The organism is Posidoniimonas polymericola, assembly GCF_007859935.1.
GTDB classification, from domain to species: Bacteria; Planctomycetota; Planctomycetia; order Pirellulales; family Lacipirellulaceae; genus Posidoniimonas; species Posidoniimonas polymericola.
Window position 1 is genome coordinate 197,803 of sequence record NZ_SJPO01000006.1, and the last position, 13,111, is coordinate 210,913.

The 13,111-nt window shown below is 65.3% G+C and carries 13 protein-coding genes; 8 read left to right on the forward strand and 5 right to left on the reverse strand.

Annotation, left to right across the window (positions count from 1 at the left end; genetic code table 11):
• The first annotated feature begins 18 nt into the window (after positions 1-18).
• Positions 19-1,314 (forward strand): flavohemoglobin expression-modulating QEGLA motif protein, encoded by a 1,296-nt coding sequence (locus Pla123a_RS13540; RefSeq protein WP_146587800.1) that lies wholly within the window; start codon positions 19-21, stop codon positions 1,312-1,314.
• A gap of 12 nt (positions 1,315-1,326) precedes the next feature.
• On the opposite strand, the gene Pla123a_RS13545 is transcribed toward Pla123a_RS13540, so the two are convergent.
• Both Pla123a_RS13545 and Pla123a_RS13550 read right to left on the reverse strand, forming a co-directional pair.
• Positions 1,327-1,959: a hypothetical protein gene (locus Pla123a_RS13545; RefSeq protein WP_146587803.1), complete on the reverse strand. Its 633-nt coding sequence runs from the start codon at positions 1,957-1,959 to the stop codon at positions 1,327-1,329.
• A gap of 70 nt (positions 1,960-2,029) precedes the next feature.
• On the reverse strand, positions 2,030-3,571 hold the full coding sequence (locus Pla123a_RS13550; RefSeq protein WP_231956453.1) for an OprO/OprP family phosphate-selective porin: 1,542 nt from the start codon (positions 3,569-3,571) through the stop codon (positions 2,030-2,032).
• A 355-nt stretch (positions 3,572-3,926) separates the two neighbouring features.
• On the opposite strand from Pla123a_RS13550, the gene Pla123a_RS13555 reads away from it, so the two are divergent.
• Entirely contained in the window at positions 3,927-5,504 is a 1,578-nt protein-coding gene (locus Pla123a_RS13555) for a S10 family peptidase (protein ID WP_146587805.1), read from the forward strand.
• Between the two features lie 37 nt (positions 5,505-5,541).
• Here Pla123a_RS13555 and larE read toward each other — a convergent pair whose 3' ends face one another.
• From larE to Pla123a_RS13570, 3 genes are all read right to left on the reverse strand, one after another.
• Positions 5,542-6,369, reverse strand: a complete 828-nt coding sequence (gene larE, locus Pla123a_RS13560; RefSeq protein ID WP_146587807.1) for an ATP-dependent sacrificial sulfur transferase LarE — start codon at positions 6,367-6,369, stop codon at positions 5,542-5,544.
• A 77-nt stretch (positions 6,370-6,446) separates the two neighbouring features.
• The gene (locus Pla123a_RS13565) at positions 6,447-7,259 is read right to left on the reverse strand and encodes a UvrB/UvrC motif-containing protein (protein ID WP_197527940.1); all 813 of its coding nucleotides are present in this window, start codon (positions 7,257-7,259) and stop codon (positions 6,447-6,449) included.
• A 218-nt stretch (positions 7,260-7,477) separates the two neighbouring features.
• On the reverse strand, positions 7,478-8,566 hold the full coding sequence (locus tag Pla123a_RS13570; RefSeq protein WP_146587809.1) for a DUF4912 domain-containing protein: 1,089 nt from the start codon (positions 8,564-8,566) through the stop codon (positions 7,478-7,480).
• A 600-nt stretch (positions 8,567-9,166) separates the two neighbouring features.
• On the opposite strand from Pla123a_RS13570, the gene Pla123a_RS13575 reads away from it, so the two are divergent.
• The 6 genes from Pla123a_RS13575 to atpH all read left to right on the forward strand — a co-directional run bounded on the left by Pla123a_RS13575 (position 9,167) and on the right by atpH (position 13,101).
• Entirely contained in the window at positions 9,167-9,418 is a 252-nt protein-coding gene (locus Pla123a_RS13575; RefSeq protein ID WP_146587810.1) for a hypothetical protein, read from the forward strand.
• A 7-nt stretch (positions 9,419-9,425) separates the two neighbouring features.
• Positions 9,426-9,887, forward strand: a complete 462-nt coding sequence (locus tag Pla123a_RS13580) for a hypothetical protein (RefSeq protein ID WP_146587812.1) — start codon at positions 9,426-9,428, stop codon at positions 9,885-9,887.
• Between the two features lie 49 nt (positions 9,888-9,936).
• The gene (gene atpB / locus Pla123a_RS13585) at positions 9,937-11,148 is read left to right on the forward strand and encodes a F0F1 ATP synthase subunit A (RefSeq protein ID WP_146587814.1); all 1,212 of its coding nucleotides are present in this window, start codon (positions 9,937-9,939) and stop codon (positions 11,146-11,148) included.
• A 77-nt stretch (positions 11,149-11,225) separates the two neighbouring features.
• Positions 11,226-11,540: an ATP synthase F0 subunit C gene (gene atpE, locus Pla123a_RS13590; RefSeq protein WP_231956455.1), complete on the forward strand. Its 315-nt coding sequence runs from the start codon at positions 11,226-11,228 to the stop codon at positions 11,538-11,540.
• Positions 11,541-11,607: 67 nt separating this feature from the next.
• Entirely contained in the window at positions 11,608-12,423 is an 816-nt protein-coding gene (gene atpF / locus Pla123a_RS13595) for a F0F1 ATP synthase subunit B (protein ID WP_197527941.1), read from the forward strand.
• A gap of 45 nt (positions 12,424-12,468) precedes the next feature.
• Entirely contained in the window at positions 12,469-13,101 is a 633-nt protein-coding gene (gene atpH, locus Pla123a_RS13600) for an ATP synthase F1 subunit delta (protein WP_146587817.1), read from the forward strand.
• Positions 13,102-13,111 lie beyond the last annotated feature (10 nt).

Genomic DNA, 13,111 nt, shown 5'->3' on the forward strand with positions numbered 1-13,111 from the left:
CACCTCCCGAGCCCCACCGTGCCCGACATATCGACGCTCACTAAGCAGCAAGAAACCATCCGCGAACTCAGCGACCAGCTGGTCGCTGCGCAGCAGCCGCTGCGGATCCTCGACGCCGTGAACTGGGACGACTCGGTCCGGGCGGACTTTTTTGCCGGCGGCGCGTCCCGGCTGCCCCGGGTCGACGCCGACTACTACGCCCGGCGGGACCTCGGGTTCGAGCCCGCGAGCAAGCGTGAAGAGCTGCTCGACCTGGAGCTTAAGATCCGCCGCAAGCTGGGCGAGTACAGCCCGGCCGGCGCGATCATGCGGCGGATGTGCCGCGAGTACGGCGAGGTTGTGCAGATGCTCGCCTCGCGGGGCACGCCCACCTTCTCGCTGTTGTCACGCGAGCTGTACGGCAGCCCGCTCGACGCGTTCCACGCCGGCGAGCCAACGCTGGCCGACTTCGGCATGATGATGGCCGAGGCGCTCGGCGAGATCGACCGCAGCGGCCTGCTGGAACCCGAGCCCCGCACGATCCGCGGCGCCGATGCGGTCGCCGTGCTGCAGGCCCGGCTCGCCGAGTCGATGCCCGACGTGCACGAGCAGGTCACGGTCATGCCGAGCGACGGCATCGTGTCGGACGCCGCGGCGGGCTCCGACTATATAAAGCTCCGCACCGACGCCATGTTCAACGACCGGGACCTCCGCCTGCTCGAGGTGCACGAGGGGTGGGTGCACCTCGGCACGACCATCAACGGCAAGTCGCAGCCGGTGTGTACCTTCCTCAGCAAGGGCCCCCCCTCGGCGACCGTCACCCAGGAGGGGCTCGCGGTGTTTGTGGAGAACGTCTCGCTGGCGAGCTACCCGGAACGGCTCCGCCGGGTCACCAACCGGATCCTGGCCGTGAACATGGCCGAGAACGGGGCCGACTTCATCGAGGTCTACCGCTTCTTCTGCGACCAGGGCATCGGTGAGGACGAGGCTTACACCTTCGCCTCACGCGTCTTCCGCGGCAGCACCCCCGACGGCGGCCCCTTTACTAAGGACGTCAGCTACAGCAAGGGCTTCGTGCTGGTCTACAACTACCTTCAGCTGGCGATCCGCAAGGGCAAGCTCGACCGAGCGCCGCTGCTGTTCTGCGGCAAGACGACGCTCGGCGACCTGCACGTCCTGGCGAACCTGGTGGAAGAAGGCCTGGTCCAACCGCCCGCGTACCTCCCCCCCGTGTTCCAGAACCTCCACGGGCTGGCGGCCTGGATGTGCTACTCGGGGTTCCTGCGTAAGCTCCGGCTCGAGAGCATCGAGGCCGACTACTCGGCGATCCTCTAACGCCGGGCGGCGCTACTCAACGCAGCCGCAGCACGCGTCCACGGTTGAGCAGCAGTCACCGCACGGAGGCAGACGACGCACCTCCCACTTGCAGACGCACTCCTCGCACTCGTACGTCTTCTTGACGAGGTCCTTGACGCACTTAACCTTGCCGCACCGCGGCTTGAGGCAGCCACAGCCGTTGCCGCCGCAACCGCTGTCGCAGCAACCACCGCCGCAGCACCCGGTGTCGCAGCAGGCGTCGCCACAGCAGGCGTCACCGCAGCTGCCGCCGCCATTCTTCGACCTGTGGAGGAAGTTGAAGATGGTCAGGCCAGAGCCGCCTTCGCCCCACGGGCAAACCACCTTGGGGACGCACACCTTCTTGGTCTCGGTGCACCAGCAGTGCTTCTCGACCTTGACCTTCTCCACGGTCGCCACGCAGCAGTCGCGACCGCCGCAGCAGTTGTCACCACAGCCCCCCGCGCCACAGCAAGATCCGCAGTCGCCCGCGGCGCCGCAGCATCCGCCAGCCGGGAAGTCGCAGGCCGGCTCGCAGCAGTCGTACCCGGCCACGGTAACGTCAGGCTGCTGCAGGGCGTCGTCGGAGGCCATCGCCGGCGCCGAGACTAGCGCCAGCAGCGCCGCGGCAGTGAGTTTAAGCATCGATTTCATCGGTTTCACCCGTTGGTGTTGATAGGTTGGACTCGGTCCTGTGAGAACGATCGCCGGTCGACTAGAAGTCCACCATCAGGCGGGTGCCGAGGATGTGGTAATCGCCGGACACGAGGTTCACAGGGGCGGGCGTGCTTTCGCCGTTGTCGGCGTCGCGGTCGGTCACCTCGCCGTAGATGTAGTTGAACTGCATCCGGGCGTAGGGGGTCCAGTGCCAGTTGATGCCGGCGGTGATGCTCTCGCCGATGCCGCCGAAGATGTCCTCGTCGTTGAAGTCGGCGTACGAGTAACGCAGGGCGACCTGCCAGGCGCCGAGGCCCCAGCCGCTGCCGCCGCGACAGCGGTCGACCAGGAAGAAGTTCTCGAACGGCACGACGCGATCGAGACAGCCCGTCTCGCGGTCCCAGGGGATGTGCTCGCCGGTCAGGAAGTAAGACAGGTAGACGTAGCCGCCGTGCAGGTTGACGTCATTTCCTACGGTGCGGTCCATGTCGACGAACTGGTACTCGCCCACGAGCTGCGTGGCGCCAACGTTCACGACGCCCTCGAGGCCGAGCAGCGTGTAGTCGTCGCCGCCCGGGATGATGCCGGTGTCGAGCCAGCGGCTCGCCGAGCGGGCCTCGGGGCGGTGGCGGAAGCGGGCCTCGCTGACGCCCGAACCCGCGTAGTTATTGGTCAGGGCGTCGTCGTCGGTGTCGGCCCAGGTGCCGGCCACGGCCCAGTGGGCGTAGCCACGGCCGCCGGAGCACTCGTCGTACCAGATGGTGTTGGCCAGCCGGCCGGCGATCTGCGCCTGGAAGTTGTCGCTGACGTAGTTGCCCTCGTCCTGGATCAGTCGTTGATTGTAGACGCCGTACCGCCAGTTCCAGGCGAGGTCGTCCGAGATGCCATACGAGCAGACGCCGAACCGCCGGGCGTCCTGGTTGAAGCTCTCGATAACCCACGGCCGCTCCATGAACACGTTGTAGCGGCTGCTGTTGAGGTGGTCCAAACCGTAGGGACGCTTCTGATTGCCGATCAGCAGCGTCTGGACGAACGGCAGTTCTTCCCAGCCGAGGTAGGCGTCACGGAACTCGGCGTCGTTGCCGCCGGCAAACTCCATCTCGATCTTGTAGACCATGTTGTACGGCAGGTCGCCCTTGACGCCGAACCGCATCCGACGGAAGCCAACCCGGTCGGCCGGCGATACGTTCGGGTCTTCGGTTTCGATCTCGTTCACCCCCGGCGAAGAATCGGGGAAGGTCCACATATCGGCGTGGATGCGACCGTTGACCTTCATGGTCGCCTTGCTGTGCCCCGTCTTGGCGTAGCCCGCCAGCGTCTTGGACAGCGAGTCGTAGTCTTCCTGCAGGGCGCTGTAGTTCTTCTCCAACTCGCCCATGCGGTCTTCGATTGTTTTGTCGTCGATGTTGGCGCCGGGAACATCTTCGCCCTCTGCCAGCCAAGAGTTGTAGCCCACCTGATTGACGACTTTGGTGGACGGGACCGCCGGGAGGGGGCGGAATCCCTCGGCGCCGGCCGTGGCGCCCAATCCAAATGCCGCCGACAATGCTACCCAAGCCCCGACCTGGCGACGGCGGCTCTTAATTAGTGCAAAAGACAAGGTGGGGGTCCTTCAGCGAGAGACAAAGGATGGGGCGCACAACCGCTAAACGGATCGCGGACCCTACAGAGCTGAGAATCGCCGCAACCAAGATGGGCGACAGGTTTGATATCGTCGTGACAATCGCGCCAATGGGAGGGGTCTAGCCACACCGACGATGAAGATCTTGTTAAGATCTTCGCACGACCGCACCAACCGTCATTTCTTTACACCGGTGAAGACCGCCAAGCAGCGTCTCACGATCGGACCTCGCCGGGTCGCAATACCGCCCCTCAAGCGATATCTTGACGTATCCTGCTACAGCGTAAGTCACTGACCATTAACAGCTTAGATCCACAACATGCACACCTGCCGGATGCCGATTTGCCTACTCGCTCTGCTCGCCGCTCTCGCCTGCCTGCCGGGTAGGGTGGCAATTGGTAAAGAATCTGAGGGCGACGACAAGAAACAGGCGTCGACAGCAGCCGATGGGGCGAAAAAGGCGCCCGAGCCCGAAAAGCCATCCATTACCTACGGCTCCGCGACTATCGGCGACCGCGCCATCGAGTACACCGCCACGGCCGGCAAGATGGAGATGAAGACCGACGCCGGTAAGTCCAAGGCGCAGATGTTCTACGTCGCCTACACGCTCGGAGGCGAGGGCGCCGAGATCGACGCGTCCCGGCCCGTGACGTTCTGCTTCAACGGCGGCCCCGGGTCGTCCTCGGTGTGGCTGCACATGGGGATGCTCGGCCCGATGCGGGTCCGCATGCCGGACGACGCGAGCCAGCCCCGTCCCCCGTTTGGCATTGAACCCAACCCGCATTCGCTGCTCGACGTCACCGACCTGGTGTTCATCGACCCGGTCAGCACCGGCTACAGCCGACCGGCCGAAGGGGAAGACAAGAAGCAGTTCCACGGATACCAAGAAGACCTCCGCAGCGTCGGCCAGTTCATCCACGACTACACCAGCCAGCACCAACGCTGGCGGTCCCCCAAGTTTGTGCTCGGCGAGAGCTACGGCGGCCTGCGGGCGGCGGGGCTGAGTGGCATGCTGCAGGACCGGTACAACCTGTACCTGAACGGCGTGGTGCTGGTCTCGGCCGTCGTCGACTTCTCGACCCTGGCCTTCGCCCCCAACAACGACCTGCCGTACGTCCTGTTCCTGCCCGGCTACACGGCGACCGCCCACTACCACAAAGCCCTCAGCGAAGAGCTGCTCAAGCGGCCAGTAGCCGACGTGGTCGCCGAGGCCGAGGAGTTTGCCTACGGCCCCTACGCAGACGCGTTGCTGCAGGCGACCTCGATGCCCGAGGAGCAACGCCGCCGGATCTGCCGGCAGATGGCGCGGCTGACGGGCCTCTCCGAGGAGTACCTGTGGGACGCCAACCTGCGGGTCAGCATGAGCCGATTCGGCAAGGAGCTGCTCCGCGAGCGGGGCCAGATTGTCGGCCGGTTCGACGGTCGCTACACGGGCGAGGATTCGGAAGATATTGGAGAGCATACCGGTTTCGACCCGAGCGGCGCCGCGGCGTTCGGCATCTTCACCAGCGGGATGAACACCTACCTGCGTGGGACCCTGAAGTACGAGGACGACCGGGTCTACGAGATCCTGACGAGCGATGTCCGCCCCTGGAACTACGACCCCTTCGAGAACCGCTACGTCGAGGCGGCCACCGCCCTGCGCGAGGCGATGAGCGTCAACCCGTACCTGAAGGTCTTCGCGGCCTGCGGCTACTACGACCTGGCCACTCCGCAGTTCGCGATGCAGCACTCCCGCGACCACCTGCTGCTCGACGAGTCGCTGCAGAAGAACTTCACGACCAAGTTCTACGAGGGCGGCCACATGATGTACATCTACGACCCCGCCCTGAAGCAGCTGCGCGAGGACCTGTTGCAGTTCTACCAGGACGCGACGCCGCAGGGTGCATCGCCCCAGGAACCGGCGCCGTAGCCTCGCGCCCCGTCGCCTGGCGCAACGGCCGGCGGATCTAGCGCCGCCACTTGGTGAGCGTCGCGGCGTCGAGCACTTGGTTGAGGCTGCCGCTCTGGAAGCCCGCCAGGTCGAATGTTACGGACTTGAAGCCCAACGCCCTGAGGTCGGCTAGCAGCGTCTGCCGCGGGCCGTCCTCAACGAGGCGGGGCAGCCACTCGGCGGGGACCTCGATGCGGGCGAGGTCGCCCTCGTGGTAGCGGACCCGCAGCTCGCGGATGCCGAGCTCGCGGAGCCGACGCTCCGCGGCGTCGATCATGCGCAGCCGCTCGGGGGTGACCTGCTGGCCGTAGGCGACACGGCTCGCCAGGCACGGGGCGGCCGGCTTGTCCCAGACCGGCAGCTCCCAGTAAGCCGCCAGGCCGCGGACGACCTCCTTGCCAAAGCCGCACTCGACCAGCGGGCTGCGCACCTGGAAGTCGGCGGCGGCCTGCATCCCGGGGCGGTAGTCGCCCTGGTCGTCGGTGTTGGCGCCGTTGGCGAGGGTGGCCAGGGCCAACCCCTTGGCGATCTGCTCGACGTGGGTGTAGAGCTCGGTCTTGCAGTGGAAGCACCGGTCGGGCGCGTTGGCGATGTAGCCCGCCGTGTTGATCTCGTCGGTGGCGACCACCTCGTGCCGGATGCCGATCAGCGAGGCTAGTCGCTTGGCCTCGTCCAGCTCACCCTCGGCGAGCGCCGGGCCGACGCCCGTCACCGCTACCGCGTGCTCGCCCAACGCCAACTGGGCCGCCTTGGCGACCACCGTGCTGTCGACGCCCGCCGAGAACGCCACCGCGCAGCTGCTGTAGCCTCGGAGTTGCTCGACGAGTTGCTGGGCTTCGCGCATGGTGGGGGCTGGGTACGAGCAGCTAAAGAAAGGACAGGCCTGATGCTATTGTCCGACGCGGACCTGCAGCGGGCAAGTCACTGCGGCCCGCCGTGCCCGGTAGGCGGGGGCGGGTTTTCGAGCCGCTTGAGTTCGTCCCGCAGCTGTGCGGCGTCTTCGTACCGCTCTTCTTCGATCGCCTTCTCCAGATCGCTTTTGACCTGGGCGACCGGGTCGTCGTCCGAGTCGTCTTCTTCGGACTCGGGCGCCGCCTTGCGGACCAGCTCGCGCCGCCACCGCTTGAGGAACACCAGCTCGCTCATCCGCTCGGCCTGGTCCACCTGCCCGTAGTCCGACAAGAACCCCTCGACGCCGCGGATGCCGGCGTCGATCGCACCGATCGCCGCCTCCCACTGCTGCAGCTCGACCAGCGGAGTCGCCACCGCTCGGGCGTGCATCATCGTGACGTAGGGGCGCCACTGATCGAATTGCACCTTGTCGCGGTCGTAGCGGGCGTGCTCGCGGACAAAGCGGAACAGGTCGAGGTTGCGGTTGGTGTCCCGCGCGCACAACTCATACCGCTCTAGCTGCCAGAAGCAGATGTAGCGGTGGTAATATTGCACCCCCTCGCGCATCAGCTCGGTGCAGTCCTCGCTCTCGAGCAGGTAGGGGAGGCCGTCGGGATTGGCGGCGTCGTGCTCGCGTTGGCGGATCTGGTGATGGGTGAGCAGCGACTCGGCGCCCTGGATCGTCTGGCCGTCTGGCCGCCCCTCGAGCTCCATCTGCAGCAGCCCCAGGTCGAGCCGCAGCTGGACCTTTTCTCGCCCGTCGTCGCCGGTGATCAGGCGGGTCGTGACCGTGTCGGGAGCGTAGTTCCAGTCATCGATGATCTTCCGGATATCGCGAGTCACAGATCACAACCAGGTCAGAAGAAGTGCGAACCCTGCGCGTGCGGCCGCCCCGCTCGCCCAACCTCGAGCCGACCCACGGCCGGACCGCCTCAGCGGGGGCGATGCATCGCTTCCCCCGATGGTAGCGGATTCGGGGCATACGGGGAACGCGTACCAACCAGCGCAACGGCGTATGCGTAGAATCCCCGCCTATGGCCGTAGCGACGAGACCGCCTGGGCTAGGAGCTGACGCTGGCGGTGTCGCGGACGACTGGGTCGAGCATCTTGGTGTTGCGTTCCACCCCCAGGATGATGGTCTTCTGCTCCACGCCGTCGGCCGAGCTGGCGACGATTGGGATCACTTGGCGGCGGTCCGGGAAGTGCACTTTGACCGCGAAGCCGCCGTCCGGGCCGACCGCCACCGGCTCGCCCGACACCGTCACGTGGGTGTTTGGATCGCTCGAGCCGTAGACTACCAGCTCGGTGTCGACAGCCAGGTGAAACTCACTGCCGTCGCGACCAACTCCAGCGGCGCCCAGGCCGTAGCGGATCTCCGAGGGTCGGCCGAGCCGGCGACGCAGGCGTTCCTCGAGGAGCTCCTGCAGTTCCATGCTCGCGCCGTCGGAGCTGTAGCCGCCGCTCATCGCGTAGATCCGGTCGGCGTTCGCGGCGACGTCGGTCCAATTGTTGTCGACCACGTCCGCGGAGCCAGGGACCGGGGTGGTGACCGTGTTGCTGCGCGACAGGCAGTAGAACTCGCCGCCGGTCGCCGCGTAGCCGATTTCAACCCGGTACGAGTTTGGCGGATCCGACACATCGACATACCAGTTCGAAACGCCGCCGTGGATCTCGATGCAACGCTCGAGCCGCCCGCCGCCGTCGTCCAGCACGCGGATCAGACGCAGCGTGGGGGCCGCGCTGTGCCAGTCTTGACCGAGCACCGAGCGGGCCCGCTCGACGCTCTGAGGGGTGATTTCCCAGCAGACGTGCAACCAGTAAGGGTCGCGGACCAGCACGACGATGCGGTCCTTCTGCGGCTCGGGGCGGCCCTCGACCGCCTTGCTCAGGTTTTTGCGCTCAGCGGTCTGCTGCTGGACGCGGCTGATCTCACGCTGCACGCGGCGACGCTCCGGGCTCTGAACCGGCTGGGCCGCCGGCGGCTTGCGGATTGCCTTCGCGGTGGGCTTCGACGACGCTGTTCGCTTCGCTCGCACCAGCGAGGCAATCAGCTCGTCCTTCCGCATCGAGTGCCAGCCCGGGATCCCTTCGCTGCGGGCCATTTGAGCAAGGTCTTTGCACGTGTACGACTTCAGCGTGGAAGCGGTCATTGCTTTCAGTCTCCGCATCTATGTGGATCGCGGTGGGCGCGCCCCGGTCTTGGGCGCGGTGTCCGAACGGCGGACGCCGTTCGTTGAGCGGGCGGGTAGAGCAGAGGAGGGCAGAGGCGTTCAGCACGGATGGCGAAAGCGATCGTCCGAGAAGGCGTTGTGCACCCCAGCGAGCGGGGGCTCACCGGGCCCCGTTGAAACCCTACGGGCTGCACAGGCCTTCGCATCATCTAACTCGTGATATTTAGTATAACTGACCTGCCGTATTCCGCAACAAAATCCTCGTCCAGCGCGACCACAACGCAGGTCGCAAACCACTTCTGCCGAAAGACTTATATCCGCGTAAGGCAGGTCTCCGCAGGCGAAATTGGGGCGTCAATCTTTGCACGGCCCCCCCAAACTGTCGCGTCTTGCGCAAGAACGCGACTCTCGGACGCTGAAAAGTTTGTGAAAAAAAGCACAATTTCGCCGCAAGGGCGTTGACGCTCTAGGGTTGGGCCAAATAGACTTCACCCCTCAGCGGCCTGCAAAGCGAGGATTTGAGGCTCTCACCGCCCCTCTCTTGGCCATTCGCGGCACAACGACAGCAGAGATGTGCCTGTGAACGACCAGAGACCCTCGCCTAACGCAGCCGCCTACGACGCCCTGGGCCGTGTGTTCGCCGCCAGCGCCATGATGGCTCTGCCTGGCATCCTTGGTTCTTGGTTAGGCGCCCGCTGGGGCGTCGACTGGATTGGTTTCGTTGGTTTCATGATCGGGCCGCCGATCGGGCTGACGTACCTGCTGGTCGCCTATCGCAAATCACCCCGCCGCGGCGAGACTCCCTCCTCGGACTCGCCGGACCGCGACTAAACCTCGCATGACGCCCCACTGGACGCTTCCTGTCACCCCCGCCCGCACCATGCTCGCCATGGCCGGGGTCTCCGCGGCAGTGCTGGTAGCGACCGCCTGGTGGTGGGGAGCCGGTTCGCCCACCGTTTGGATTGCCGCCACTGCCGCTTCCGCAGCGGTCTGGCTGATCTGCTTGGCATCGCTCGAGGTGATGCTCCGCATGACCCAGGCAGGGCACGGCATTGCCAGTGTGTTCGCCGGCATGCTGGTGCGTCTCGCCTGCACCATGACGCTGGTCCTAGCGGCCCCGGCCGCGGTGCCCCAACTAACTTCGCTCCCGATCCTAGCGTCGGGCCTAGTGCATATGCTGATGCTGAACTATCTTGCGGGCCTAGCGGTGGAAACCGTGGTGGCCGCGAGGCTCGCCAGCAAGTTTCAGCCGATCGGCGCGCGGGCTACCGATGTGGCGGCCACCAAACCGGCGGCCTGATCCAATTCCGCCCTTAACCTTCGACTCGTTGCCAAACTGAACGGCTCCTATGTCTAGCGCCATCCTTCACATTAAGGACAGCTACTACTTCGAGGTGCCGAAGGTCTTTGCGCCGAGCAAGAAGCAGCACCTCAGCGAGTTCGACAATTACTGGATCCGGCTCGACCCGGACTACCAGGACTGGGAAGCCAAGCGGCAGGTCGACGCTCTCGAGGGATCCTCGATCGAGCTGCCGGAGAGCCCCGAAGCGCTGCTCGCGGAGTACCACCAGTGGCGGAGCGCCGACGCGAATTTCGCCAAGCCGTTCGACGTGTTCCTCGAGGAGGCCCCCTCGCAGAAGTGGTTCCAAACCATCATCGAAGAGAACTCGGCCGCGAAGACCGAGTGGCAGGGGATCAAGGCGGCGGCGGAGGATGTCCGCGGTAGCGAGGACAGCTACACCGCGACCCACGAGTGGTCCCCCGAGAAGATCGCCGACTACAACCACCAGCTCAGCGGCAAGCTGGTCATCCCGCAGCCATTCGGCGAGTTGCGTAACCACTACGCGATGGACTCGGGCATTGGAATTTCCAAGTACATGATCCTGCTGACGGTGGGCGCCATCGTCATCTTTTACCTGTGCCGCAAGGCGGGGGAGATGCTGCTCAGCGGCCAAAAGAGCCGCGTCACAAGCATCATCGAGGTGTTCCTCGAGTTCATCCGCGACCAAATCGCCAAGCCGACCATCGGAGAGAAGGACGCGCACCGTTTCGTGCCGTTCCTGTGGACGCTGTTCCTGTTCATCCTGATCATGAACCTGCTGGGCATCATCCCGTTCCTCGGCGCCCCAACTGCGTCATTCGCTGTGACCACATCACTGGCGTTGATGGTGATCGCCGTGTCGATCGGCTCAGGCATCAAGCGGTTCGGCGTCTTCGGTTTCCTCAAAAACCAGGTGCCGGGCATGGACCTGCACTGGACGATGGCGTTGCTCATCGTGCCGATGATCTGGATCATCGAGGTCGCCGGCTTCTTCATCAAACACGCGGTGTTAAGCGTTCGTCTGCTCGCTAACATGGTCGCCGGACACTTGGTGTTGCTCGCCCTGATGGGTATTGCCGTCAGCGCGGCGGGGGCCGCCAGCTGGTGGATCGCGGCGCCGCTGTCGATCTTCGGCGCGGTGGCGATCGACTGCCTTGAGCTGTTTGTCGCCTTCCTGCAGGCGTACGTGTTTACGTTCCTAAGCGGTCTGTTTATCGGGGCGGCCATCCATCACCACTAAGTAGGTGCTGGCGGGCCGGCCCGTTGCGATTTCAAACTTGATCCAGTTGTTCTTCCGATTTAACGAGGAGTGCCAGAGTGTTTAACTTCACAAAGATTGCTGCTTACGCCATCGTGGCCGGCCTGATCATGGTCTCGCCCGCCGCCGCTCAGGAAGCCGGCGGAAACTACGCTGGCGCGATCCCGGGAGCCATTGGCGCTGGCCTGGTCGCGATTGGCGCCGGCCTCGGCATCGGCCGCATCGGCGGTTCGGCGGTTGAGAGCATGGCCCGCCAGCCCGAGATGGCCAGCGGCATCCAGGTAGCCATGATCATCTCGGCCGCCCTGATCGAAGGCTTCACGTTCTACGCGATCTACGTCTGCTCGACGCAGAATCCGTTTACCGCCGGCTAGTCGCCGAACCCGAGTGAAGGCTTCCTTTCCGTTTCGTCCCTGTGAGTTGTCTACGATGTTGAAACTGATGCCATCGCTGCGACTGGCGTTGCTCGTGCTCGCCTGCTTGGCGCTAACCGCCAGTCAGGGGCTGCAGGCGCAAGAGACGGAAGGCGCTGAAGGCGAAGCCCCCGCGGCGGCAGAAGCCACCGAGTCTGAGGCCGAGGAGGAAGCCACGACGGAGGCTGAGGACTCGGGCGAAGAGGGGGACGCCGGGCATGCCGAAGATGAGCATGACGAGGCGGCTCACGACGGAGTCGCACACGGCGACGCGGCTCATGACGAGCACGCCGGCGGGCACGGCCACGAGCTGGGCCACGGCAACGCCCACGAGAGCCTGATGAGCCCTTCGGAGCTGCAGGCCGACCTGGCGATCTACTCGCTGTTCGTGTTCCTGGTGCTGATGGCGCTGCTCGCCAAGTTCGCTTGGCCCAAGATCGCAGAGGCGCTCGACCAGCGTGAGCGGGCGATCTCGGACAACATCGCCGCGGCCCAGGAGAAGCACGATCAGGCCGCCGCCCTGTTGGCGGAACACCGGGCCAAGATCGACGCGGCGGCTGACGAGGTCCGCGAGATGCTCGAGGAGGCCCGGCGCGACGCCGAGGCGACCAAGGGGCAGATCGTCTCCGAGGCCCGCGACGCCGCCGACGCCGAGCGTCAACGGGCGTTGCGGGACATCGAGAACGCCAAGGACGGCGCCGTGAAGAGCCTGGCCGAGCAGAGCGCTGCTCTGGCGGTGGACCTCGCCTCGAAGGTGGTCCGCCAGGAGATCAGCCACGACCGCCAGAGCGAGATTGTCCGCGAGGCGCTCGGCCTGATGGGCCCCGGCTCCAACGCGAACTAGCCACGCGTCCTTCCGAACGCAGCCACTCCGTTTCAACTGCCAAGCATGCCGATCGACCCGCAAAACCTGCCGAACCACGACACCGTGCTCGACGTCACCGAAGAGCAGATCGGGAAGACCTACGCCAAAGCAGTTCTCGGCGCCGCCGCCGGGAACGAGTGGACGGTTGTGGAGGAGTTGCAGGCGATTGTCGACGAGATCCTAAACCCGCACCCCGGTTTTATCGAGCCGCTGCGATCGGCGTTCGTCTCGCACGAAGAGCGGGGGCAGATTCTAGACAGGGTGTTCGGGGGCAAGGTATCCGATACCGTGCTCCATTTCCTGAAGGTGCTCTCCGCCCACAACCGGCTGGGCATCCTCAGGACCATCGTCCGCGAGACGGTGCGACTGTATCAGGATCGCAACAACAACGTTCGGGTCCGGGTGGTGTCGGCCGAGCCGCTCGACGACGCCCTGCTAGGCGACATCACCAACGCGCTCCGTTCGCAGACGGGGCAGGAGCCGATTATGACGACCGAGGTCGACCCGGACCTGATCGCCGGCATGCAGGTGCACGTCGGCGACACCGTGTACGACAGCTCGCTGCGGACGGCCTTCGCCAAGGCGCGGCGGGCGATCGTCAACTCGACCATTCAGCAGATTGAGCAGAACCCACAGCAGTTCTTCTCGACCAACTAGTCACAAGCTG

Excerpts from the sequence above, each read along its gene's own strand:
- Pla123a_RS13545 (WP_146587803.1), bottom strand. The coding sequence starts at position 1,959 with ATGCTTAAACTCACTGCCGCGGCGCTGCTGGCGCTAGTCTCGGCGCCG.
- Pla123a_RS13555 (WP_146587805.1), top strand. The coding sequence starts at position 3,927 with ATGCCGATTTGCCTACTCGCTCTGCTCGCCGCTCTCGCCTGCCTGCCG.
- larE (WP_146587807.1), bottom strand. The coding sequence starts at position 6,369 with ATGCGCGAAGCCCAGCAACTCGTCGAGCAACTCCGAGGCTACAGCAGC.
- Pla123a_RS13570 (WP_146587809.1), bottom strand. The coding sequence starts at position 8,566 with ATGACCGCTTCCACGCTGAAGTCGTACACGTGCAAAGACCTTGCTCAA.
- Pla123a_RS13580 (WP_146587812.1), top strand. The coding sequence starts at position 9,426 with ATGACGCCCCACTGGACGCTTCCTGTCACCCCCGCCCGCACCATGCTC.
- atpB (WP_146587814.1), top strand. The coding sequence starts at position 9,937 with ATGTCTAGCGCCATCCTTCACATTAAGGACAGCTACTACTTCGAGGTG.
- atpF (WP_197527941.1), top strand. The coding sequence starts at position 11,608 with ATGCCATCGCTGCGACTGGCGTTGCTCGTGCTCGCCTGCTTGGCGCTA.
- atpH (WP_146587817.1), top strand. The coding sequence starts at position 12,469 with ATGCCGATCGACCCGCAAAACCTGCCGAACCACGACACCGTGCTCGAC.